Here is a 21,354-nt window from a genome sequence, read left to right on the forward strand (position 1 = left end):
TCTCACCTCAATTCTTTAGTCCTGCTGCGTTTTTCACGAGACGAGATGGAAGCCGATGTCGGCGATACGATCGAGCGCGGTCTTGAGCATTTGGGCGGTCCGCTCCCCTGTGCTCAGTGAGGCCTTGTTCTGGCCGCACTTCATCAGGAACTCGCTCTTGCCGGTGTCGTCGCCGGAGAGGATCTGTTCCTCAATCTGGTTGATGAACATCAGGTCGATGCCGAGGCGTTGCAGTGCGCCGGCGCTGGAGGCGACGCGGTCCTTCATCTGGCAGTGCACACCGGGCAGTACCCAGGTGGATTCGTCGATGACCATGGTGTGGCTGGTCTCGGCATCGGTGGCCTTGAACAGGCCGCGCATCGCGGCGGTCGCGGCCAGGCTCCAGGCGTTCTGCTCGGCACCGGAGTTGTAGACCTCGAACAGGTGCGCCCAGCCGAGATTGCGTGCGCGGCTGTCGTTCTTCCACTCATCCCAGGCCAGGATGGTGCCGACCAGGAACGGCATGATGACGTCGCTGGCGATGTCCCCGAGTGAGTCGAAGCCTCCGAGGAAGAAGAAACCTATGAGGTTTCCTGTGGCCTCGATCAGGAGTTTGACGATGGCGTCGGCCGTGGGGTTGTCGCCGCCGACTACGCCACTGACCGCGGTGGCCGGTGAGTGGGTGACTACCGATTGCAGGTCGTTCCACCAGGAGTCGCGGATGGCCAGGGCGGGTGCGGTGGCGAAGTTGCCGAGGTATCCGGACTGCCAGTACTCGTCGGGGTAGAGGGTTTCGTCGTCGCTGACCTGTTCGAAGCTGTCCTCGATGAAGCCCGAGCCCCACTGGATGACCGAGCGCGCCAGCCCGCCGGCGGCGGTGCCGTTCATGAATGTGCCACCGGGCAGGGCGAATCCGGAGCGGTTGAAGACCTCGAAGACCAGTGCACCGTTGGCCACGGGCTGACCGAACATGTCGGTGCCCATCTCGCCCTCGGCGGTGAAGTAGCGGCGGTAGTCCAGGCACAGCTGCCCGTCATCGAGCCCCGCGGCGATCACCGAGTCGATGGTGTTCATCCGGTAGGCGATGACGTTCCACAGCGATGAATCGGTGAGGAACGGCTTGCATTTGATGTGTACCTGCCAGTTGCGGCAGTCCAGTGGCTGGGTCCAGCCCTCGATGCTCCACGGGTCATCTGGAAGGTGGTAGATCGGTGCTTGGTTGCGAATGAGGTTGAGCAGGAACACTGTTGAGATGGACCAGACCCCGGGGGCATATATGAATCCGTCTCTGGGGAACTGAAATAGTGGGATCGGTAGGGCTGGGTTCGGCGGTGCGAGAACGAACTGGGGGTACTGCATGTCGTCGTTGAAGAACGCCGAGATGTAGTCGACACCGTTTCGGGTCTCGACTTTCCAGTGGTGCATGAAGCCGGTCCAGCGCCATTTCCCGCCGAACTTGTCGACGCGGATGATGATGTTCTTGCACTCGTTCGGGTTGTTGGGAACGGAGGCAATGAATTTGGCAATGTAGTGGGTGGCCCGCAGCTCGAAATAGCCTGATGCTGAGACGTTGCCCTTCTTGGGGAACTGGTGCTTGGTGGGCTCCATGATGTGCACGCGGCCGACGAAGATCAGGCCGGGCTTGCCTGTGGGGTCGTTCTTGTAGATCGTGATCTCGGTCTGTGCGCGCTGCAGGGCCTTGCGGTCTGACCTGATCTGCGTGCACGTAGCGCGCGACTGCTGCAGCCGCGCGGCCAGGGCTGTGCTCACACAGCCCTCGGTGTGCCGAACGGCTCGTCGTACCAGCGCGGCAAGGTCAGCTCCACACGTGCACCGTCGGGGTTGGTGACATTGGCACGCACGATGCAGCCGGGGTTGTCGCTGCCTTCACCTTCGGAGGACCCTGCCCCGGGGGCGATGGGGTACTCGAAGTCCTTGCCCGCGTTGCGGCCTGCGAATTGGGTCTCCAGGCTGGTGACGAAGGTCTCCAGGTCGGGCCGGGTGTGGATCTGCAAGTCCTCGGCAGTCATCAGCTGCGCCAAGGGCATGGTCTTGCCGAGATCTGCGATACCGCGCCCGTAGGCCTGGCTGCCGAACGAGTAGTCCGGCAGCTGGTACTTGGCCCCGCCGGTCAGGTCCCATTCGGGCCAGATGTCCACGGGGCAGGGGTTGTAGAACGGCAGCTTGAACCAGTAGTTGCCGGGGGTGTCGGTTTCCCAGGCGAAACGCTCTGCGGCTCCGACGTAGAACGGAAGCTCGCAGGCGGTGGTCATCACGACCGATCCGTATGTGAACAGCTTGGGGTCCTTGCCCTCAAAGCTTTGTGCGGTGAATGGCTTTGGGGTGTCCAGGTTGCGGATGCCGAGGCGGCGTTCACCGTCGAACGAGGTGTAGACGATGCTGGCCTCTTGGGCCGGGGAGAACATCGCCTTCCAGCGCGAATAGATCAGGTGCCACAGATCCGAGCTCTGGTCGACCCTCATTCCGGTCTCGGGGTTCATGATGTGTACGGTCCACACCACGTCGCGGCGCTTGGGCTTCCAGGACTGGAAGAACTGGCCGAATCCGTAACTGCCCCAGTTTGTTTGGATCGGCATGTCGTACAGGCCGGTAGAGCCAGGGGCGAGCTCGGGCCCCCAGGAGAACCCGGGAGGCGAGATCCGGCAGAAGTCGCCGTTCACTCCGACGACGTCGATGATGTCGGTTTCGCGTCTCATGGCTTGTTCGCCAGTCGTGCTTGTGCGTTCACTTTTTCCTTGAGCTCCAGCTGATCCAGAGCCGAGCGCAGTTCGTAGTTCCCCGAGACGTGGTAGCTCGGGGCGTACGTGGGTGCGGTGATGGGTGCGTTCTGCGCCGGGCGCAGCAGCTCCCCGTAGGCGCGGTCGGTGGTGCCGTTGGAACCGGGCACCGAGCCGACAAGCAGTGAGGAGCCGACGTTGGCCACGTTTTTCGCGATCTTGCCTGCTTGCTGTATTCCGCCCGCGACCATGGAGGAGGCCAGGGCGCCTCCAGCTCCCCCACCCATGCCCATCGATCCCCCCGCTGCGGCGGCTGAGATCGCGGTCGATGCCAGGTTGGCCAGTGTCGATGCCGTGGAGTCGATGGCCTTGTCGATGGCGGGCAGGTTGTGATTCAGACTCGAGGGCGCCGCGCCGACAGTGCCCGGGGCGAATGTCGGCCCCTGCTGCTGCGACGGTGCCTGCTCGGGTGCAGATTCTGTTGGTTGCAGCGTGCTTGGGCTCGCTGGTGAGGCTGGTGCCGCCGACGGCGGGGGTGACGATGCTGGCTTCTGTGTCGGGTTGTACGGCTGGATGCCACCACCGGTGATACCGCCCTGTGCTCCGCTCATAGGTGGCTGCGGCGGCGTCGGACGCGACGAACTCACCATGTCGATCGCCTTGGACGCGGTGCTCCACTGCTGAGCGTTAAGCACCGGCTCCGGGGCGGCGGTCTTGTTCATCACCATCGACAGCCCCGGCTGCAGCCAGCCACCAATGTCGTACAAGCCGGGAACTGATCCCTCGGACTTGGCGGACACCGGGAGGTGCCATTGCAACGGGAAGGTGCCGGCGCCGCGCGCTGGCCCGCCGTATGCGGTGGTGTTGTGCGACCCACCAGATTCAACGTCCACGCCGTTCGGAAGCGTCAGAGCCATATGCGAGTTCGGTCCGCCCCCGCCGCGCATCACACCGATATTGAGATCGCCCGCCCGGTATCCGGGGACGAATCCCAAGGCCACAAAGTCCGCTTCGGTGTCGAAGTACCGCTTGCCCTGTGGCAGTCCCTTGGTGGCGGCGTAGACCGCTGAGGCGATGCCCGAGCAGTCGTAGCCGTACTTGTGTGCCTCGTCGCCGACACCGGCGTACTGATACTTCTGGCCCACGGCGTGCTGCTGGGCGTACTCAATACCTCGCAGCGCCGCAGGACTCAGGGTGCCGTCGCCACCTGAGGTAGATAGCGCTGTGGCCCAGGGCAACTGGGGCGCTCCGCTACTGGCAGCCTCGATCACCGCCGCCACGCCGGCATCGGCTTGACCGCCACCGCCGCTGAACTTGTCCAGATAGAACTGGGCGCTCTTCTGCGCGGCCTGGTTGTAGGGGTTGTTCTGCGACAGGATGGAGTTGTCCAGGCCGAGTCCGCTCAGTGCACCCCCGATGAGCGTGGATGCGCCCCGGAAGGCGATGTTCTGCGGCTGGATCTTGTCCGGCGCCCCCGCGAACGGGTTCCAGGTGGACATGTCCTGACCGGGCTTGGGCAGCCAGGGCATCCACGATTCGAGTGTGGGTGCGGTGAAACCGCCAGTGGGAATGGATAATCCGAGGCCGGGAATCTGGATGCTCTGGCCGCCGCCGAGGTTCCCGAGCGCGCCGGTGACGTTGTTGACCGGGCCCTGGATGCCGTCGACCGCCTTGCCGACCGCCGAGAGCAGGCCGCCGCCCTGGGGCGCGGGTGCGATCGGCGCCACGGGGGCCGCGCCGGGCAACGGGCCCTGCACGATGGGGTTGCCGTCGGGACCGACAAATCCGCCCTGGTCGTACTTTGGCAGCAGCAGACTGGAGTCCACGATTCCGGTGTTCAGGGCGTGCAGGAACGGCGCTGGGACCACGGCGGTGCCGCGCTCGCTGACGACGAATTCCTTCTTGTGCACTTCGGCGACATGCCCGCCGGTGGGTCCGGTACCGGTATGGCCAGGCGTGAAGCCACCCTTCTCGAATGTCAGGCGGCGGGCATCCTCCGGTGAGAGCCGGTAGGTCCACTTGTCCTGATTCGGCGGAACACCTTGCGTGGCTTGCGATTGCTCACTAAGGCCCATCCCGGCATTGGGCGGGATGGTCGAGACGATCGTCGTGGTCGTGCCATCGGAGTTGACCACGGCGCCCGGGAACTGGCTCGTGAACTCAGGCTTGAGATGTGGCTGAGGGGTGGTAGCAGCCTGCCTACGCTGCGCCTCAGCGACCGCACTGTCCGTCCCGAATCGCTGCTTGTTCAGGTTCTGCCCGACAATGGCCGATCTGGTCGAATCGTCGTTACGCCCTTCAACCTGACTCTGCAGGGTGCCGAGGTCGATCGGGCTATGTGCGCCTCCGAGATCCTTGACGGCCTGGACCTTTTCAACCGCCGACGGCACGCCGAGAAACGCATCGACCAAGGTGGTCTCATCGATGCCGAGGCGCCCCAGATCAAGCCCCTGGTTCTTGATGAAGTCCTCGACCGCGGGGCGCACCTTGTCGCGTAGCGGGCCCATGAGTTGGTCGTACTGGGCATCGCCGCCGGGAAGCGTGCCGGTTATCAGATCGCGCTGGTCCTGACCCCCGATGCCGAGGGCGCGTGCCGCCGCAAGCGCGTCTCCCGGTATTCCGTTGCCGTCGCCGGTATTACCCTGCTGGAGATTCTTGGCGACCTCGGCACGCGTCTGCAGCCCGGTGAGGTTGGTGACCGCTTCCAGGGTCCCCAGGAGCCCTTTTGTCGTCCGGTCGAGTTCTTCCGCGCGTTTCTTGGCATCGTCCATGCCGCGGGTGAACTTCGCGACGAACTCCGCCACGAGCGGTATGCCGGCGGTCACGAGCAGCGATAGCGGGCCGCCCGCGGCCGAGATTCCGGCGAGCGCCTTGGAGAAGCGCCGCGCGCCGCCGCGCTCACTGCCGGCGGCATCGAACTTCTTGTCCACCGCATCCATGCCGCGAGTGATGTTGTCGCGAGTGCCGGAGAATCCGGTACCGACCTCGGTGAGGCCGCGCGAGAGTGCGCCAAGGGAATTGGTGACGCCGCCAACCAAGGGTGGAACGGTCTTCCAGATCAGGAATGCCAGCGCGATGTTCTTGACCAGCTCCGGATGCTCCCCCAGTATCTGGCTCACCGGGCGCAGTACGCCCAACACGACGCCGGAGCCTTCTTGGGCCGCGGAGACAACGCCGCCGATCATCCCCGGCAAGTCGCGCAGGATCGGTGCCCATTTGTCGAGTTCCGCGCGGCCATCGGCGAAGAATTTGCGCAGCTGGTCCTGCCCCTTGGTGGAGTTCAGGAAGTCCGAGAGCCGTTTGGAGTTCTGCTCGATTGAACTCAGGAGGCCGCCCCCGCCAACGGCTTTCGTGAGCGCCGTGACGGTTCCCGTGGCATTGAGCACGATGTTGCCCATGCTGGTGAAGCCGTCGATGCCCTCATCGATCAGCTTGGCGAGGCTGCCATCCTGGTCTGCCGTTGTAATGAGATTGTCGATGCGTTCGGCGACCTTGCCGATGCCATCGGCGATGCGGGGCAGGGCGTCCGAGGAGCCTCCGGTCAGGGTCCCGATCGAGTGCACGATCGGGTCGATCGCGGCGGTGAATCGCTTCTGCGCCTCGTCGGTGTTCCCGAGGATCCGGTCGAGAAGTCCTTGGGATTGTTCAGAACCCAGCGAACGCAGCACCTGGGTGAAGTTCTGATTTATGCCCGTGGCCACGTTGGTGAGCCCGCGGTCCAGGATTGGGAGGTCGTTTTCGACCAGCGTCTTGATCTCGTCGGATAGGCCGGCGAACAGTGCCTGCTGCACGTCGGTGCGCAGCCCGCGGAACTGCTCACGCATACCGACGAGCGTCTTGACGAAGTCGGCGGCATTGGGCGCCAGGTTGTTCAGGGCTGCGGCGGCCGCCACGGTGGATGCGATCGAGGCGGCCTGGGCCTGCTGGGTGCCCTGATGTGCGCGCACCAGGCGCTCCTGGGCGTCCACCACGAGATCGGAGCTCTCGACGCCCTTGGTGTTGGCGTCGTTGGTCTTGTCCTGCAGCTCGGCGTTACGTGCGCGGGTCTCCATGACGCGCTGGTCGGCCTCGACCACCCGCAGCTGGGCTTCCTGATAGTCCAGGGCATCTTTGTACTGTCCGGACTGCAGATCGCGGCGGGCCCGCTGCGCGGACAGTACGGCCTGCGCCTCGCTGATCCGGCCGCCACGTAGCTCGAGGTTCAGGTCTTGGAGCTGCTCGCGGGCGTCCTTGCGTGCTTGTGCGACATCGTGTTGCGCGCGGGCCTCGTCGTAGACGGCGTTGCGCAGCGCGTTGGCGGCCGCGGTGGCCTGTTGGGACTGCTGGGCGCCGTCGGCTCCGAACTTGCCTGCGGCATCAGCGGCCGCGGTGTAGGCGTCCTTGACGCCCGAGAGTCCGAGCACCAGCGTGCCGACCGAGGCGCCGATGCCGCCGAGAATGCCGGGGACCGCGATGCCCGACTGGGCGACCTGCTGCAGTGCGCCGGCCAGCGACACCAGACCCGTGGCCGCCGAGGGCAACAGGGACAGGCCCGCCGCTCCGGCGTTCCAGGCGAACGCCGAACCCAGGGATCCATGGGTGACGCTGCGGCGTAGTTCCTCGATCTCTCGGCGAGCACCGCGGGTGTCGGCGTCCACACGTACCGTGACGTGGTTGGCCTCCTGTTCGGCGCGGAAGCGTCGCATGTCTGCTTGGACCTGCCCCAGGGCGGCATCCACCCCGACGCTGATGCCGTTGCGCTCCTGGGTGTCCCGGAATCGTTCGATGTCGGCGCGCGCCTGCGCGGTGGCCGCGTTGACGTTGACCGTGAACTCGGCGCGGATCTTGCGCATGTCCGCGTCGAGCTTGGCCTTGAACTCCGAGGCGTCAGGGGCGACGCGGAGTTTGGCTTCACCGGCCGAGTACTCGGTCACTTATCAGCTCACCTCCTCGTCGCTGTAGCCCAGCGCGGCGTCCATGCGCCTGTTGCTGTATTCCTTCTTGCGTTCGGTGACCTCGTCCATGGGTGTCTTCGGGCCTTCCAGGCGGGGCAGGCCGTGGACGCGACGTAAGTCGTTGCGTAGAGCCGAAATTTCCGAGAGCAGCGCGGTACGCCCCTCCAGCTGTGGGCGGTACGGCTCGGTGCAGGTGCGGGCTTGCTCGTACTGCTGCTGGAACTTGGCCAGGTGGCGGGGGTCTTTGAGCTGGGCCGCCCGCAGATAGGTGCCCTCTTCGTTGGCGAACTTCGTGCAGATGTTGCCGAACTGCCGCCAGGATCTGAGGCCACGGAAGTAATCCATGGCGTCCCAGCAGATTCCGGCGAAGTCCTTCTCGATTGCGTCCCAGTACCAGTCGACTAGTTCAAGGACGCGGGCTCTAAAGGGGCTGCCTCCGAGTTGGGGTCATGACCGCACGTGGGGCAGGTGCCGTTGCTTTCGGGCTCCTTGGGCCACATCCGGGCTTTGTAGTCGGTGACGAATGCGTTCCAGTACTCGTTGCTCTGGCCGGTGAAGAACTCCTGCACCTCGTGGTACCTGCCGTTGAAGAACGCATCGTTGTAGTCCTCGACGGCCTTCTCGGACATCTCCCGGACCTGCTCGAAGTACTCGGGCGTGTATTCGGCTGCGCTGCCCAGCATGGCCTGTGTCATCGCGTTGGCCACAGCCATCCGGTATTGGGCATCGTTGAGCTTGTCGGCCATGGGCTTTGAGGGCGGATCGATGATCAGGCCGTCGGCGATCTCGTAGGGCGTGGGTGCTTGGACTTCCTGAATCAACTCCAGGTAGCGTCCGGACGCGGCCCTGGTCTTGGCCGCCGCACGGCCGGCGCTCTTCTTGGGTCCTGCCATTTCTGCTGCCTTTCAGATATGCCAAGGGCCACCCCCCCAACCGTTTTCGGCTGCGGTGGGTGGCCTTGAGGTGGGTTAGGAGACGGCGGCCGCGCAGGTGGCGGTGAAGCCGCCGTAGCTGGCTGCGACGTTGGCCGATCCGGCGGACACGGCGGTGATCTTGCCCAGCGCGTCCACGGTCGCCTTGGCGATCGCATCGGAGTTGAAGGTGGCCATCGCCGTGCGGTCCAGGCCGTTGGAATCCAGGACCACGAGCTGCTTGGTGTGGTTGGCTCCGGCGGTCACGGTCAGGTTCGCGGTCGCCGGGGTCACGGTGATGCCGGTGATCGGCGGGTACAGCCCGCCGGTGTCGGTGGCGGCCATCAGATCCTTGAATCCCTCGCCGCACATGCCGAAGATGACCGGCAGGCCCACGATCGGATCGGACTGGAAGTTCAGTCCGACACCATGGGTGATGACGTTGCCGTCCTCGTGGGCGTTGATGTCATCGCGATCGCCCACGTTGGCCTTGTTGCAGATCCAGTACATCCAGATGTCCTTGCCGTTGAACGAATCCCAGGCAAGCAGCACCGCGCGCCACAGGATGTTGGCGGGCAGCTCCGGAATGCCGATCGTGACGCCGCCCTTGGCCGACGGCGCCGAGACCGCATCGGGCAGGAAACCCCACGCGTTCATCAGGTTGATGAGCTTCATCTCCTGCGGCGTGTAGGTGATGCCCTTCTTGGCATCGGTGGGCAGCTGGCGCGTGGGCGAGCCCTTGCCCGCCGACATCACATCGCTGATGTTGGGCTTGTTGGACAGCTTGACGCCAGCCTTCTTCTCGTAGTTACCGACCGTGGCGTATCGGGAGCCAGCGCCGATCTTGGCCAGGTCGATACCACCGGCGGTGGTGTCTTCGAGGGAGGTCAGCGGAGGTGTGCCGACGTACGGTGCCAGCAGAACCCGACTGTCGCAACCGGCAAGTTCCAGGTCGGACTGACCTAGCTGGAAGTTGATGGACATGGTGATTACCTTTCGGTTTAGAGGCCGAGGGCCTGTCGGTAATTCGGAAGACCCTTCGGCTTCCAGGTGTGGAGTACGAAGGTCGCAGGGACGAGACGCTCGTCCCTGATGGGTTCCGGGATGGACTGCGGGCCAACAATTTCGCCCTCACAGCCCAGTTTGTGTGGGGTTCCCGAAACGATCGCGACCGCGTCCATGAAGGACTCGAGCACGCCACTGCGGACGAACTCGATGAGCTCATAGGAGGTGTCGCGAGACTTGGTGAGGGCGGCGAACTGGACTACTGGTTCGTCGCGCTTCTCGCCTGTGTTGATGCGGCCACCGATGCGGCGCACGCGCAGGAACGCCACGCCGGCCTGGATCTGCTCCAGTGCGTTCGAGGGAAGCCAGTAGGTGACGTTGGTGTCGGGCAGCTGAGGCTGTAGAAGTGAGTCGGTGAGCAGCTTCTCGACGTCGGGGTAACCGCCCTTCCACCAGGCCGGGAAGCTCACCACTGGTGCAGCTCCTCGAGCACCCAGTTGAGATCGTGGACACCGGGATGCTCATCGATCGGGGCCTCGCCGGCCAGGCGTGCCGCATCATTCTCGCCGTGCTGCTCTTCGGTGCCGAACTCGTGCGAAGGGCCATAGTCGACGGTGCCGAGGGGGCCTTGGCCGCCAACGATCAGATCGGCGACGAGCCGGTCCTCCTTGATGCCACCTCGGTGCACCGAGGTTCGCGCCGCGGCCGCCAGTGCGCCACTGCGTTTGGCGACCTTGGCCTGGTAGAGCATTTGGGCGGTGTGAATGACCGTCTCCAGGCTTCGGCGCATCTCGGTGCCGTTCAGAGCGTTGGTGATTGCAGGGTTGGGGGCGGGGTCGAGCTTGATCTCCATGTCAGCCTCCCCTGCGGATCTTGTACCGGGTCCAGCCGAAGTCGGCGCCGGTCATGGAGTGATTGCGGTTACCCGTCGGGGCGCCCACCACGCCGAAGATCCCCTCAGGTAGGGGAACTTCGTCGCCGACCTTCAGATCACTGCCGCGGCGTACACGCAGAATCCCGTTCTGCACAAACCGTTTTCCCTGGGAGTCCGGGAAAACCTGCGGCTCTTCCAGGAACGCCACAACGTCGATAGCCGGTAGGGGTTGGCGGGTGTTGTTCGCCTCATCGACCACCCGTGTCGGGATGACCGTCTGGTAGTCGCTGATGTTCAGCGACATTGCGCCGACCATGGAGGCGCGGCCACGGAGATGGTGCCGAACCGTGGGCGCTTGGTCTTGAGCCTGACTGAATCGAGTTCGTCGTCAGTGAAGGCGATCTTGCCGCGGTATGTGTCCCGCGAGTAGGACCGCGACATGGTGTCCTGCTCCATGGTCTGGGACACCTGACTGGCACCGTCCGGGTTGCGGTACAGCTCCAGTACCTTGTCGGCCACAAGGCGTTTGACCTGCCGTAATCGATCCGCGGCGATCTCCCCGACCGGAACTCGCAGCGACGGGACTCGGGCCATGAGTTCGGCCTCGACGTCTTCGATGCGCAGCTGGACCCATCCCTCCCGGTCCGAAGGGAATGCCTTCTCGAACCGGGAGGTGACGTCGTCCACCGAGGCGAACTTCGCCGGGGCCGCGGGATTGGCCATCAGAGAGCGACGCCCGCCTCGCGGCAAGCCTCGATGATCTGATCGCGTCTGGACTCTTCCTGGACTGAGACACCGTTGGCAGAGGCGTACTGCGCCCAGGCATCGCGGCCGGACCCGGCTCCGGCATGCGGCGGTGGCTCGACCGGAGAACTGCCCGAGGGTTGTCCCCCAGCGTGGCCTGCGTCCGGACCGACCGCCGGGCCCACCGGCTCGGTGGGCACCGCAGGCTGCAATGAAACCGCAGGCCCGGCAGGACCCCCGTCGGGCACACCCCCATCCGATTCGGCCTCAGCCACCTCAGGATCACCAACCAGTGCCAGCGGATTGGTGACAAGATCGGCCACCCACCCCGGCACCTTCTGTCCCGGCAGGAACGAATGGAAGTTGCCCTTCGCATCCTGCAGATGCAGGGCGTACTCTCCGACGACTGCCATCACAGCACCGTCGCGACCAGGATCTTGCGCGGATCGGCCAGCACCGGCAGCACCACGCCGTCTACGAACGTGGTCTTACGGAATGGCGGTGCCTCCTCGCGGACCAGGATGCCGATCAGGCCCGCGGCGACCTGGACCTGAACGTTGTTGGCGCTCAGCTCAAGGGAGGTGGTCGGGGTGCCCCACGCGGTGAACCCGAGCGAGCCCAGATCACCCGGCAGGAATGCCAGCTTGTTGGTGGCGAATGCCGGAGTAGTCACTCCGTCCACGTCGAAGCTGGAGGCGTAGATCGATCCGCCCGGCTGCCCGTCGAGAGGGACGATGAACGGCGGGATGCCGAAACCGCCCAGGAAGGCGTTGATCTCGTTGATCGATACCCAGGTGGCGCCGGTGTTGGCGCCCTTGATCGCGTTGATCAACTGGGTGTTCTGCATGAGGTGCTGAATCACCGCGGTGGAGGTCTTGAACTGCCCGTGCGGGGATCCGTTGACGCCGGAGTAGACACCAGTCCAGGCGATCAGGTCGCTCAGTGGGGTCGAGGTGGCGTGGTTGGACCACAGGGTGGCCGGCGTGACCAGCTGGCCGGCGGGGATGCCGTAGTCGACCTGCTGTTGCACGCCGTTCTCGTTGATGGTGAGGACACCATCGCTGAGGACGTCGCCCCAGGCGAGCTCGACGCGGTTCTGTGCGTAGCGCGTCAGGTTCTCCAGGTCGTTGTAGATCGCGTCGACCAGGACGCTCTGAATGGTGCCGCCGTAGCGAGCCATTTCGATCTGACGCCGTTCGTACTCGCCGACCGAGAGCTGGCCGCCCAGGGGCAGCATGCGGACGCGCTTCTCAGATCCGGTGTCGCGCGGTGCGATCCAGAACGAGCCGTCCCAGTTGCGGAACTTGGCGGCACGGTTCGTCTTCGTGATGGTCGCGAAGTCGATCTCGTCGGTGGCGTACTCCTTGGAGGGCATCATCTGCGTGAACTGGTTGTTCGACGGAAGGGGAACGTTCTGGACGAACGCGATGGTGTCCTCAAGCGGCAGTGGGCCGTCTAGGAAAAGGGCCATTGGTCAGTCTCCTCTCAGGCTTCGTAGCGGATGGTGGGGGTGTCGGCCTTGCCGCCTGCGTCGACCGAGCCCTTGCCGGTCTGAAACGGCAGCTTGGACGCCGAGACGGCGCCGGAAACAACAGCTCCGGTTCCGACCTTGGTCGCGACCGATCCGTTCTGGCGGACCGCGCGCACATCGGCGTAGGTGAAGCCGTAGAGGACTTCACTTCCGTCGGATGCCGCGTTGTCGTAGGGAGCGAACAGCCCACCGGCGGTGAGCTTTCCGATCGCGGTGCCCGACGGAATGTATCCGTTCGGGAAGTGGGTGCCCTGGGTGAACTTCGAGATATCGAGAGTCACGTTGGGCTTGTAGTCGGGCTCATCCAAGAGCCACTGACGATTACCGACTTGGTAATTCGTCGTCTGCATCGAGATGTCGGTAGACATGTCTCACCTTCCTTAGGTTTTGGAGGGGAACCGCTTCTCGGCGGCGGCCCGTCCGGCTGCTCCGGGTGTATCTGTGGACTGATGCCCGGTGTTGAATTGGCCCCAGGACCGCTGCTGTCGCTGTTCCTGCTTCTGGCCGAAGATGGCGGTGAGTTTCCCCATCACCTTGGATTCGTCAATCTCGCCGTTCTCCCCGACGAACTTGCCGGGGTCGACACTGTCCAACCACTCGTTGAGTTGCTCTCCGGAAAGCACCTGCGATGCCGCGGATTTGAGCTGACTCGCCAGGAGTTTGGGCTTCCAGTCGGCCTCGGTGGCCGCGCGCGCTTCGGCGGCCGCCTTGTCGGTGGCCTCCTTGAGAGCGAGCTCGCTGGCATCCATTTGCGCCTTCTCCAGCTCGGTGTTGCGCTCCTGCAACTGCTGGATCTGCTCGGGGGTTAGCCCAAGAGTGCTGAACGCCTTGGCTTTCCCCTCGTGCTCACGCGAGTAGTGCTTCCAGTACGCGGCCTGCTGCGCGTCGGTCATCTGAGCGACGGGAGTGTCCGCCGGAAACCCCTTGTCGGTGGTCTCGGGCGGTACAGGTGACTTGACCGGACCCGCCGGTTCGGTGCGCTTGGCTGGGTCGTTCAGATCGCCAGGCGGTTCAGATCCGCCCATGACGGGCCAGATCGGGCCGCGGCTGGTGAAGCCGATTGCGCGCACGTGAGTGAATGGATGGATCGGTAGATCGGACAACATGACTCCCCATGTCGGGAAATGGAACCCATGACGGGTCGACCACCGGTGCGGTGGAAGTCTTTGCGGCTCTAGGCCGTGAGATCGCGTTGCAACTTCGCGATCTGCTTGCGGTGGTAGGTGATCTGCGGCGTGTCCTCGCCCAGGCCGTTAGCCTGCAAGCTGGACAGGCCTTGCCGTAGGCCCGGCAGTATCCGTGCCGCGATCTGCGCCTTGGACTCAGCGGTGCTGGTATGTGGCGGGTTCTGTGCGGCGGACCGCTTGGCCTTGTCGCGCGGCTTGTACGCCTTGACGGGCACTAGTACCGGTCCGAGCTCTCCGTGTTCGTCAACCTGGTAGCGGGTGCGTTTGAGGTGCGCGGCCGAAGTTCCGCCGGCGTCGCCGTACAGCTGCGACAGGTCCATGGAGTTCAGTTGGTCGGCGGGGTCGAAGTCCTCGGTGACGATGCCGTAGGTGCATTTGCATTTGTTGTGGATCGGCAGCAGCTCGGTGACGCGGTAGATCCGGTCGGCGGCCGCGATGCACAGGCCGCAGGTTCCACTGCTGGACAGCTCGGGATGGATGATCCGGCGGGTTCCGATGATCTTGGACTTGCCGAGATTGTCGAGATCGACCGCTTGGGCGATCATTTCGGCCTGCGCCAGCCGCTGGACGAGCATCAGGTTGTCCTCTACCAGCGCGTCGATACGCAGCCCGGATTCGCGCGCCGCGTCCTCGCGCGTGCCACCTTCTGATTCGATCCAGCGGAATCCCACCGCGGGCCGGGTGAAGATCTCCTCGGTCGTCATCTCCCGCACCGATACTTCGGCTGTCGTGCCGTTGGAGTACTCGATCGTGCTGGGCTCACGCACCAGGGTCAGGGTGCCGCCGCGGACCTGCACGCCGCGTGCGCGCACATTGAGCGGGTTGGATGGCTGCGCCTTGGTCGGCAGGCCCACCGCGGCGAGCTGCTGGGCGATGCCGGCCGCAGCTCCCCGCACTGATGCGGTCTGTGCGGACCGCATGACCTTGGCGGCCTGAACGGCGAAGTCTCGCACCGATTTGTCGCTGTAGGGGTTGGTCGATGCCCACAATCGACGCAGTACCGACTTGGCGTAGTCGGCAGCTCTCTCGCGTACGGCGATCGTGCTCGAAGAGGCCGCAGTGGCCACAGCTAGGACTGTCTCGGACTGTGGTTTGGCTTGCTGCGCGGCGTATGCCGCGGTCGCCAATGCCAGCGCGTCCTGGTAGTTAGGCGGCAGGGGCATTCGTCGTCACCTGGCCCACCGCCGGGGTTGGTGCGGTGGGTGCGGCGGGAGCACCTGGCAGGAGTATCTGCTCGGCTGCCAGCTGACCGATGTTCTCCGCCGCCTCCTCTGGGGACATCTCCCAGATGCGTTCGCACCGCTGCTCCAGTGACAGGGTTCCAATCGACTGCGACGACGCGGACGCCTTCTCAGCCAAGGTGCGGAATTCGATCGGGCCCCAGTGCAGCTTGATAGCAGATCCTCGGTCCTGCTTGGAGAGTGCGAATGCGATGCGCCACAGCAGTTTTAGCGATGGTGTCAGTCGGGCGCGACGATCGCGCACCTTCGATGTGGCGGACTCGCGAATCAGGCCCGCGCCGGCGGCCGAGCCGTTCGCAGCATCCGGCGTGATCAGGTGCAGCGGAGTGCTGGTCACCGCGGCGAATTCCTTCACATCGTCGCGCTTGGCATTGAGGAAGGCCCCGAAGTCCGATTGCGCCGACTCCCAGATATCGAAGTCGGACGGGATCTGCCATAGCGAGCCGGGATCTGCCCTGAACACCTTGTTCAGGTCGGCCGGCTCGGTACCCGGCTCGTCATCATCGTCGTCATCCTGGTCGCCCTTGATGGCGCGCTGGCGTAGCGCCTGATACCAGAAGCCGATGATGCGCTGCAGGGTCACATCGTTGATGCGGTCCAGTAGATCGATGTGGGGTTCGTACTCCCCGAGCCCCAATGCGTTGTCGAATCGGACGATGGGGATACCACCCAGGTCGTCCAACCCGTCGACTGACTCGAATTCCGCATCGGGCGTGTCGTTCCACGTATTGCCTTCCATCCGGAAGGTCCACTTTTGGCCGGGCAGAAAGACGTACGCCTTGTGCTGCTCCTGGATCGGATCCCATTCGCGCACAATGGCCGCACACAGCCGTATCGGATTCTCAGGATCGGGGATGCCTACGCACCGGCGGGGATCGATGGCGTGGATCGTCGGGTACGGATGGCCCGGAACTACCATGGCGTAGCCCTCGGCCATGGAGAAGACGAAGTCAAGCAGATCCTTGAAGACCGCTAGGAAACCCGAGTCCTCCATGATCCGAGCGGCCACGTCGTCGCCATCGGTGTCCGAATCCGCAAGGGTTGAAACCGCTTGCAGTTCCATGCGGTCGAGCATCGCGTTGACACACATCGGCGCATAGTTCGAGCGCGCCTTACACATCACATCACGGAAGACTTCTTGGTACTCCTCAGCCACCTGCGGCAGCGGCGGATCACCGGTCCGGTACGACCACAGCGTGTCGAGAACCTGGTTGCGAGGCAGCCGGTATCGCTGCACGCCGCCACATCGGCCGTCGTTCGGGCGAGGGCGCTTGTCCAACCAAGGCTGACGCATGACCGAAGTAAATCTCGCGTTGAGCCGCGTAAACCACTCGCTCGGGGTGAGATCCTTGTCCAAATCCTCACCCCTTCTACCGAATTCGCGATATCACACGCTTAGTTGGCTTGACCAGTCCGAACACTTCCATCCGGGCCTGCCAGGACAAGATGGATGCCATACAGAGGTCGAACTTGCGGTCCCGGTGCAGTTTCCCGAGAATCCAGAGCTGCGTTCCAGTCTCAGTGTCGACGCGTTTGAGGAAGTGCTTTCCGGCGTTGCCGACATGGCGCACAAGGTCGCCCTCGTCGTCCTCGTTATGCGAGATCTTCCCGGCCGCAATGGCATCTGCGTAGGCCTGGATGGTCTTGATCATCCGGTCCTGCTTGTTGGTCCAGAACTCTTGGACAATCGGCCTCTTGGTGACACGACTGTCGCCGTACCGGGCGGACCAGTCGCCGATAGTCGAATTCCAGTGCGGTGGATCGGCGTACATCAGAAGCACTCGGCAGGCCTTGAACACCTCACGGACCGCGGCGTCGACTTCCCTCTCATCGACTTCCCAATCGGCGGGGGCATCGAGCGGTCTCTCGCACAGGTACGCCTTCTGCTGCATGCCTGACTGGACGTCGGTGACGACCAGCCCGGTCGCGTCGCGGAACCGCGCGCCGTCAAACCCCAGCGTGACAAACGCGCGCCGCGGGATCCACAGTCCGGGCAGCCCCAGCGCCTTGAAGCGCCGGATATTGAACGCCTGGGCGCCCTGCTGGGTCCAGCGGTTGGTCCATACTCGCTCGAGGTAGGCCTTGTCCGCCTTGGGATCGTCCCACTGGGCTGCAAGGTCTTCCAGATCGGTACGTGCGGCGAGCTCGGGGCCGGAGGCCTCGCGGATCGCCTCTACTCGGTCCTCGAACTTCTTGAGGTCCCAGCCATCAGATGCCTGTCGATGGAAATAGAACATGCGCGGCCGCGCTATTTCACCGCGGGCAATAGCTTCCGCGAGGAAGTGATCATCCTCGGCTTGTGAGTTCTGTCCTGGCTCGCCGGCGGTCGTCGTGGATAGCGACCAGGGGTCTTGGGCCATGCGCTTGCCCAGGTTGGCCTCCATCGTCTGGATGGCGGCCTTGTGGTTCGGCAGGTATAGGCGGTGGGTTTCGTCGTAGCCCTGAAAGGTTGTGCGGCCTCCGTCATTCGAGTTCGGCGCGTTGGCTAGGGCGACGGCCTTACCGTCGGCCCTGCCGTCTTCACCGATTCGTAGGATGCGATCGAGTGCGGCGTCGAACATGTCTGCATCGACGCACTCTTCGCAGATGACCTTGAGTGCGCCGTAGGCGAGTTCTTCGACCTGATCCTTGGTGTTGGCCAGCAGCGGTATGTACGGATCCACCACGGGTCGGCCCTGGGCCAGGCCGCACGGCGCGTCTTCATCGAAGCCGTTGAACCGCACCGGTGATTCCGGGTGCAACTCGAGATAGGAGACCAGGGCCATGAACTCGGTCTTGGCCGAGCCCTTGCGCCAGGACACCGCACCGCGCTTGAACCGGCGACGGCCAGCGCGCCGATGCCCCTTCGGCCAATGCTCGTACAGCCGGTAGAGGACATACCGCCAGTCCTCGGCAAGGGTGATCGGCTCACCCTTGAGGTCACCTGGGCCATGGCATGCACGCTCCTCGAGGAAGTCGCACAGTTGATCCCCCAGCGTGGGGAACAGCTCGCCGGTATCCGGCGGGACAATCAGTTCCAACGCAAGCCGTTACACGACGTGCAGATTCGCCCGCGAGACACGAGGATCGGGTTTGGCCGGCGCCTTCTTGGCGGGAGCCTTACTGGCGGCCCGACGCTGGGCCGTCGACTGCGCCGCACCTTCGCCGCGCTCAATCTCCCATTGCAGGGCTCGGCGCGACATCGGCGTCAACCCGCACTGCGAAAGCAGCTGCCGGATCTCAGCGGCAAGCGCCTTGCACTCGTTCGGCAAGGTGCTTGAATGCCAGAACATCTGCATCAGCCGGGCGACCATGTACAGCGAGTCAATGTCCGATTCGGTCCACTCCGGAACCATTGGCGAGGACCATGCCCGCTTCCACCAGTCCTGCACCTGCTGGTGCCACCTGCCCTTCGGCAGCTCCGGAATGGTCGGGTTGGCCTGGGCCTTGAGTACTGCGCGAGTAGTTGTCGTGTTCCGCCGAGCACGTAGTGAGGGTTCTTTGGGCTGACGTGGCATGACTGAACTCCTATGTCAGGATAGTTGACTCCCATGTCGGGAATGTCGTTGCGCAACAGGCGAATGCGCGCGATTTGCGCGGCCCGGAAAATGTGGGGATCCGTACACGGCGGATTTCACAGAGCGTTACGGCTGTCTAGGGCGACCCGGGGAGGGGGTAGACCCCTGGGGGTGAGGTGTATCGACGCAGGTCAGACCGTGCGCTATCCAGTGCACCAGTGCAGTAGGTCGAACGGGTGGCCGTCACAGTGCCTGCAGCGTCGCTCATCGTCATCGTGTGACACGAACCGGTGCTGCTGCCCTCAGTCATCATCCCGCTTGCCCACGGTCCTCAGTGCGCGCCTTGTGGTCGTTGCATGGCTGGCAGGCAGCACGCAGGTTCTTCGGATCGAATGCGAGATCGGGCCGTCGCGAGGCTGGCTGCTCCTTGTCCACCACAGTGGCTCGCCCGGTACAGATCCCCTCGTACTGGATGCGGCAGCGATAGCGGTCTCGGTCCAAGATCTTCGGGACCAGCTCTCGCCATCGGCGCTGACGGGTGACCTCACTGGAAGCCGTGCGTGGTCCGCTCCATGCCTGCGTGTGCTCAGGGCAGTAGCGAGTGAAGCGGATCAGGTTGGGACATCCGGACACTGGGCACGGACGTGGTGCACGTGGCATCGGCCGGACCTCCCAAGCAGGTTAGTCGGCAGCTCGCCGTGCGGCGCGACCGGCAACAACGCCGGCGATGGCGAGGACTACCACCGATGCTGCGACCCAAAGCCACATGGTCAGCATGGTTGCCACACCGGCCAATGCGGCAATGTCGGCAGCTGCCGCGACAAACGCGAGCAGCCAGGTCACCGGCAATGCCGCGCGATGGCCCACCTGCCAAGCCCTCTCACTCGCCATCGTGGACGGAATCCGAATACCCACAGTTTGGTTACGCACCAAACGACCAGTCGCCGCACGCCACGTAACAGAGATAACAACGAAGGCCAGCGCGATTGAAACAATCAGCTGAGTGCCAAGGGTGAACGTGTCGGACATGGCAGCAACGATAGCTGCGAGATCTTTAGTCAGGACGAGTGCCGTAGCCAGTCCACGACGCGTGTTGCCGAAAGGTCCCATCAGGCAGTGACTGAAGCTTTTGAGCATCCGTCGTCGGTAAGACACAGCTGATATGGTGCGCGCATGTCCAGGCTTGCCGGGTTTGCTGCACAGCTTCCCGAACCCACCGAGCTGAAACGGCGTTGCCAAATTCACGCCGTCCTCGCGGCACTCACCGAGGGGCGGCCAACTGAAGACCCCGCCGGGAATGTGCTGTACCGGAGGAACTGGCAGCCCGGCGACGACCTCGCCACCTACGCCAACGGTGGCGGCGACCATTGGTCCATCTTGTTCTCCACTCAGGACGGGGTGTTTGTGCGCGGCTACGACCACGAGTCAGAGATGAATACCTATGACTCCGAAATCGGATACTGGCCCGGGCTGATCGACAACCTCCCCGAGCGCTTCAAGTCCGAGCTCGAGAACAGCGACCTGTATGACTGGTTCGACGGCAATCCTCAGACGACAGTGGCCATCTGGCGCACCTCAAGCAGCGACCGATGGGTTCACGGCACACCGGGGGAATCCTCGTGGGGTGGAGAACCCGACGGCGGGGAAGGCTGGCTGTTTCATCTGCTGACCGACTGGTCTGCAAGCAAGATAGCCCAAAGGTTATATAGCCCAGTCAAACACACCATTACTCACGACGCCGTCGCCCGCGTCATGAACAACGAACCCCTCGCCGAAGCACTAATCCGGCAGTTCCATCCCAATCCCGACATCACCGCACTGCTCACAGAAGCTCAACGCATCGGATACCAAACCCCAAGCACCTAGCGATACCGGCTCGACCGTATCGGTGCACAGGCGGTGGGTCTCGTTGACAACCTCATCGAGGCGGGCCAATGCAGCCTTGATCTTTGGTACGGGCGCGAGTAGAAGAAACTCCCGGTGTCCCCTACCCGATCGCCCGTCTTTGCAGCACCGGGATTGCAGCCAACACCCAGCCTACTGCCGGCGCGCTCAGCCCGGCTTGTAAGCCCAAGCGGGCGGCGTCGCCTGCACCACCGCGGTGCTGCCCGCCAGTCGACTGCGGGTCTCAGCGACGATCTGGCCACTGCGACAAAGCAATCGGACCTCCAGGCCGGGTTCGACCTGGAATCGGCCGTACTCCTTGCCGTCACGCAGGTCGCCCTGGATGATTTCGGTCAGGTGCCGCGGCCGTAGTTGTGATGGACGATGCAGCGCGTCTGGCCGGTGTTGTGATGGACGATGCAGCGCGTCTGGCCGGTGTTGAGCTTGTCGACGTGGAGCTCGACCATCAGATCGGCCTGAACATGTGCCGCTTCAGCCACAGCTGCATCGTGACCTTGGATCGGCCGTCGGCGGTCTCAACGTCGGCGAAGACGAGCGCTAGCCATTCACCGGTGTCGAGACGGACCCAGGCCGCTTGGCGGCCGGGCTGCAGTGACTCGATTCGCAGGCCGTGCCGACGGGCATCCAACGGGCCGAGGCGCATCGAGTGGCCGGCGCTGGGCCAGACCTGGTGCGTGTAGATCACGACCGGGCGGTCCACTCGGTGCAGGATCTTGACCCCTGGCGGGTCACACCAGTTGTCGAACATATGTTCGATGGTAGGTCATTCGCGTCCGCCTAGCCGACAGCTCCCTACGCGGGATGTGGG

At 64.1% G+C, this 21,354-nt stretch carries 23 protein-coding genes; 1 reads left to right on the top strand and 22 read right to left on the bottom strand.

Annotated elements, in window-relative coordinates; all coding sequences use genetic code 11:
- Nucleotides 1–33 precede the first annotated feature (33 nt).
- The 20 genes from AB0H22_RS09685 to AB0H22_RS09780 all read right to left on the bottom strand — a co-directional run bounded on the left by AB0H22_RS09685 (nucleotide 34) and on the right by AB0H22_RS09780 (nucleotide 19,670).
- Nucleotides 34–1,749, bottom strand: coding sequence for a hypothetical protein (locus AB0H22_RS09685; protein WP_358146457.1), 1,716 nt, complete (start codon nucleotides 1,747–1,749; stop codon nucleotides 34–36).
- On the bottom strand, nucleotides 1,746–2,696 hold the full coding sequence (locus AB0H22_RS09690) for a hypothetical protein (protein WP_358146458.1): 951 nt from the start codon (nucleotides 2,694–2,696) through the stop codon (nucleotides 1,746–1,748). The genes AB0H22_RS09685 and AB0H22_RS09690 overlap by 4 nt, the downstream gene beginning before the upstream one ends.
- Nucleotides 2,693–7,630, bottom strand: coding sequence for a hypothetical protein (locus tag AB0H22_RS09695; RefSeq protein WP_358146459.1), 4,938 nt, complete (start codon nucleotides 7,628–7,630; stop codon nucleotides 2,693–2,695). The genes AB0H22_RS09690 and AB0H22_RS09695 overlap by 4 nt, the downstream gene beginning before the upstream one ends.
- Before the next feature lie 3 nt (nucleotides 7,631–7,633).
- The gene (locus AB0H22_RS09700; protein WP_358146460.1) at nucleotides 7,634–7,996 is read right to left on the bottom strand and encodes a hypothetical protein; all 363 of its coding nucleotides are present in this window, start codon (nucleotides 7,994–7,996) and stop codon (nucleotides 7,634–7,636) included.
- A gap of 56 nt (nucleotides 7,997–8,052) precedes the next feature.
- Nucleotides 8,053–8,544, bottom strand: a complete 492-nt coding sequence (locus AB0H22_RS09705; protein WP_358146461.1) for a hypothetical protein — start codon at nucleotides 8,542–8,544, stop codon at nucleotides 8,053–8,055.
- A gap of 75 nt (nucleotides 8,545–8,619) precedes the next feature.
- Nucleotides 8,620–9,546, bottom strand: coding sequence for an Ig-like domain-containing protein (locus AB0H22_RS09710; RefSeq protein ID WP_358146462.1), 927 nt, complete (start codon nucleotides 9,544–9,546; stop codon nucleotides 8,620–8,622).
- A 17-nt stretch (nucleotides 9,547–9,563) separates the two neighbouring features.
- A complete protein-coding gene (locus AB0H22_RS09715; protein WP_358146463.1) occupies nucleotides 9,564–10,037 on the bottom strand; it encodes a hypothetical protein in 474 nt (157 codons plus the stop codon).
- Nucleotides 10,034–10,420 (bottom strand): hypothetical protein, encoded by a 387-nt coding sequence (locus tag AB0H22_RS09720; RefSeq protein ID WP_358146464.1) that lies wholly within the window; start codon nucleotides 10,418–10,420, stop codon nucleotides 10,034–10,036. Before AB0H22_RS09720 ends, AB0H22_RS09715 begins: the two co-directional genes overlap by 4 nt.
- 1 nt (nucleotide 10,421) lies before the next feature.
- On the bottom strand, nucleotides 10,422–10,745 hold the full coding sequence (locus AB0H22_RS09725) for a hypothetical protein (protein WP_358146465.1): 324 nt from the start codon (nucleotides 10,743–10,745) through the stop codon (nucleotides 10,422–10,424).
- Entirely contained in the window at nucleotides 10,736–11,164 is a 429-nt protein-coding gene (locus tag AB0H22_RS09730; RefSeq protein ID WP_358146466.1) for a hypothetical protein, read from the bottom strand. Before AB0H22_RS09730 ends, AB0H22_RS09725 begins: the two co-directional genes overlap by 10 nt.
- On the bottom strand, nucleotides 11,164–11,598 hold the full coding sequence (locus tag AB0H22_RS09735; protein ID WP_358146467.1) for a hypothetical protein: 435 nt from the start codon (nucleotides 11,596–11,598) through the stop codon (nucleotides 11,164–11,166). Before AB0H22_RS09735 ends, AB0H22_RS09730 begins: the two co-directional genes overlap by 1 nt.
- Nucleotides 11,598–12,656 carry a major capsid protein gene (locus tag AB0H22_RS09740; protein WP_358146468.1) on the bottom strand — a complete coding sequence of 353 codons (1,059 nt, stop codon included), beginning with the start codon at nucleotides 12,654–12,656 and terminating at the stop codon, nucleotides 11,598–11,600. Before AB0H22_RS09740 ends, AB0H22_RS09735 begins: the two co-directional genes overlap by 1 nt.
- A gap of 14 nt (nucleotides 12,657–12,670) precedes the next feature.
- Nucleotides 12,671–13,084 carry a head decoration protein gene (locus tag AB0H22_RS09745; protein ID WP_358146469.1) on the bottom strand — a complete coding sequence of 138 codons (414 nt, stop codon included), beginning with the start codon at nucleotides 13,082–13,084 and terminating at the stop codon, nucleotides 12,671–12,673.
- A 12-nt stretch (nucleotides 13,085–13,096) separates the two neighbouring features.
- Complete coding sequence (locus AB0H22_RS09750; RefSeq protein WP_358146470.1) at nucleotides 13,097–13,822, bottom strand: hypothetical protein; 726 nt, start codon at nucleotides 13,820–13,822, stop codon at nucleotides 13,097–13,099.
- Nucleotides 13,823–13,890: 68 nt separating this feature from the next.
- Nucleotides 13,891–15,066 (bottom strand): hypothetical protein, encoded by a 1,176-nt coding sequence (locus tag AB0H22_RS09755; protein WP_358146471.1) that lies wholly within the window; start codon nucleotides 15,064–15,066, stop codon nucleotides 13,891–13,893.
- Complete coding sequence (locus AB0H22_RS09760; RefSeq protein ID WP_358146472.1) at nucleotides 15,050–16,438, bottom strand: phage portal protein; 1,389 nt, start codon at nucleotides 16,436–16,438, stop codon at nucleotides 15,050–15,052. Before AB0H22_RS09760 ends, AB0H22_RS09755 begins: the two co-directional genes overlap by 17 nt.
- 76 nt (nucleotides 16,439–16,514) lie before the next feature.
- A complete protein-coding gene (locus AB0H22_RS09765) occupies nucleotides 16,515–18,164 on the bottom strand; it encodes a terminase (RefSeq protein WP_358146473.1) in 1,650 nt (549 codons plus the stop codon).
- 9 nt (nucleotides 18,165–18,173) lie between these two features.
- On the bottom strand, nucleotides 18,174–18,641 hold the full coding sequence (locus tag AB0H22_RS09770) for a hypothetical protein (RefSeq protein ID WP_358146474.1): 468 nt from the start codon (nucleotides 18,639–18,641) through the stop codon (nucleotides 18,174–18,176).
- Between the two features lie 309 nt (nucleotides 18,642–18,950).
- Nucleotides 18,951–19,301, bottom strand: coding sequence for an HNH endonuclease (locus AB0H22_RS09775; protein WP_358146475.1), 351 nt, complete (start codon nucleotides 19,299–19,301; stop codon nucleotides 18,951–18,953).
- 21 nt (nucleotides 19,302–19,322) lie between these two features.
- A complete protein-coding gene (locus AB0H22_RS09780) occupies nucleotides 19,323–19,670 on the bottom strand; it encodes an SdpI family protein (RefSeq protein WP_358146476.1) in 348 nt (115 codons plus the stop codon).
- Between the two features lie 144 nt (nucleotides 19,671–19,814).
- On the opposite strand from AB0H22_RS09780, the gene AB0H22_RS09785 reads away from it, so the two are divergent.
- Nucleotides 19,815–20,507, top strand: a complete 693-nt coding sequence (locus AB0H22_RS09785; protein WP_358146477.1) for a hypothetical protein — start codon at nucleotides 19,815–19,817, stop codon at nucleotides 20,505–20,507.
- Nucleotides 20,508–20,878: 371 nt separating this feature from the next.
- On the opposite strand, the gene AB0H22_RS09790 is transcribed toward AB0H22_RS09785, so the two are convergent.
- Together AB0H22_RS09790 and AB0H22_RS09795 are read right to left on the bottom strand one after the other, a co-directional pair.
- Complete coding sequence (locus AB0H22_RS09790; RefSeq protein WP_358146478.1) at nucleotides 20,879–21,025, bottom strand: hypothetical protein; 147 nt, start codon at nucleotides 21,023–21,025, stop codon at nucleotides 20,879–20,881.
- Nucleotides 20,992–21,294 carry a hypothetical protein gene (locus tag AB0H22_RS09795; protein WP_358146479.1) on the bottom strand — a complete coding sequence of 101 codons (303 nt, stop codon included), beginning with the start codon at nucleotides 21,292–21,294 and terminating at the stop codon, nucleotides 20,992–20,994. The genes AB0H22_RS09790 and AB0H22_RS09795 overlap by 34 nt, the downstream gene beginning before the upstream one ends.
- Nucleotides 21,295–21,354 lie beyond the last annotated feature (60 nt).

This window comes from Mycobacterium sp. NPDC050853, assembly GCF_040653875.1.
Classification (GTDB): domain Bacteria; phylum Actinomycetota; class Actinomycetes; order Mycobacteriales; family Mycobacteriaceae; genus Mycobacterium.

Coding starts and splice junctions, on each gene's coding strand:
- AB0H22_RS09740 (WP_358146468.1), bottom strand. CDS start 12,656: ATGGCCCTTTTCCTAGACGGCCCACTGCCGCTTGAGGACACCATCGCG.
- AB0H22_RS09775 (WP_358146475.1), bottom strand. CDS start 19,301: ATGCCACGTGCACCACGTCCGTGCCCAGTGTCCGGATGTCCCAACCTG.
- AB0H22_RS09760 (WP_358146472.1), bottom strand. CDS start 16,438: ATGCGTCAGCCTTGGTTGGACAAGCGCCCTCGCCCGAACGACGGCCGA.
- AB0H22_RS09690 (WP_358146458.1), bottom strand. CDS start 2,696: ATGAGACGCGAAACCGACATCATCGACGTCGTCGGAGTGAACGGCGAC.
- AB0H22_RS09705 (WP_358146461.1), bottom strand. CDS start 8,544: ATGGCAGGACCCAAGAAGAGCGCCGGCCGTGCGGCGGCCAAGACCAGG.
- AB0H22_RS09780 (WP_358146476.1), bottom strand. CDS start 19,670: ATGTCCGACACGTTCACCCTTGGCACTCAGCTGATTGTTTCAATCGCG.
- AB0H22_RS09745 (WP_358146469.1), bottom strand. CDS start 13,084: ATGTCTACCGACATCTCGATGCAGACGACGAATTACCAAGTCGGTAAT.
- AB0H22_RS09725 (WP_358146465.1), bottom strand. CDS start 10,745: ATGTCGCTGAACATCAGCGACTACCAGACGGTCATCCCGACACGGGTG.
- AB0H22_RS09720 (WP_358146464.1), bottom strand. CDS start 10,420: ATGGAGATCAAGCTCGACCCCGCCCCCAACCCTGCAATCACCAACGCT.
- AB0H22_RS09730 (WP_358146466.1), bottom strand. CDS start 11,164: ATGGCCAATCCCGCGGCCCCGGCGAAGTTCGCCTCGGTGGACGACGTC.
- AB0H22_RS09755 (WP_358146471.1), bottom strand. CDS start 15,066: ATGCCCCTGCCGCCTAACTACCAGGACGCGCTGGCATTGGCGACCGCG.
- AB0H22_RS09795 (WP_358146479.1), bottom strand. CDS start 21,294: ATGTTCGACAACTGGTGTGACCCGCCAGGGGTCAAGATCCTGCACCGA.
- AB0H22_RS09700 (WP_358146460.1), bottom strand. CDS start 7,996: ATGGATTACTTCCGTGGCCTCAGATCCTGGCGGCAGTTCGGCAACATC.
- AB0H22_RS09785 (WP_358146477.1), top strand. CDS start 19,815: ATGTCCAGGCTTGCCGGGTTTGCTGCACAGCTTCCCGAACCCACCGAG.
- AB0H22_RS09735 (WP_358146467.1), bottom strand. CDS start 11,598: ATGGCAGTCGTCGGAGAGTACGCCCTGCATCTGCAGGATGCGAAGGGC.
- AB0H22_RS09710 (WP_358146462.1), bottom strand. CDS start 9,546: ATGTCCATCAACTTCCAGCTAGGTCAGTCCGACCTGGAACTTGCCGGT.
- AB0H22_RS09750 (WP_358146470.1), bottom strand. CDS start 13,822: ATGTTGTCCGATCTACCGATCCATCCATTCACTCACGTGCGCGCAATC.
- AB0H22_RS09770 (WP_358146474.1), bottom strand. CDS start 18,641: ATGCCACGTCAGCCCAAAGAACCCTCACTACGTGCTCGGCGGAACACG.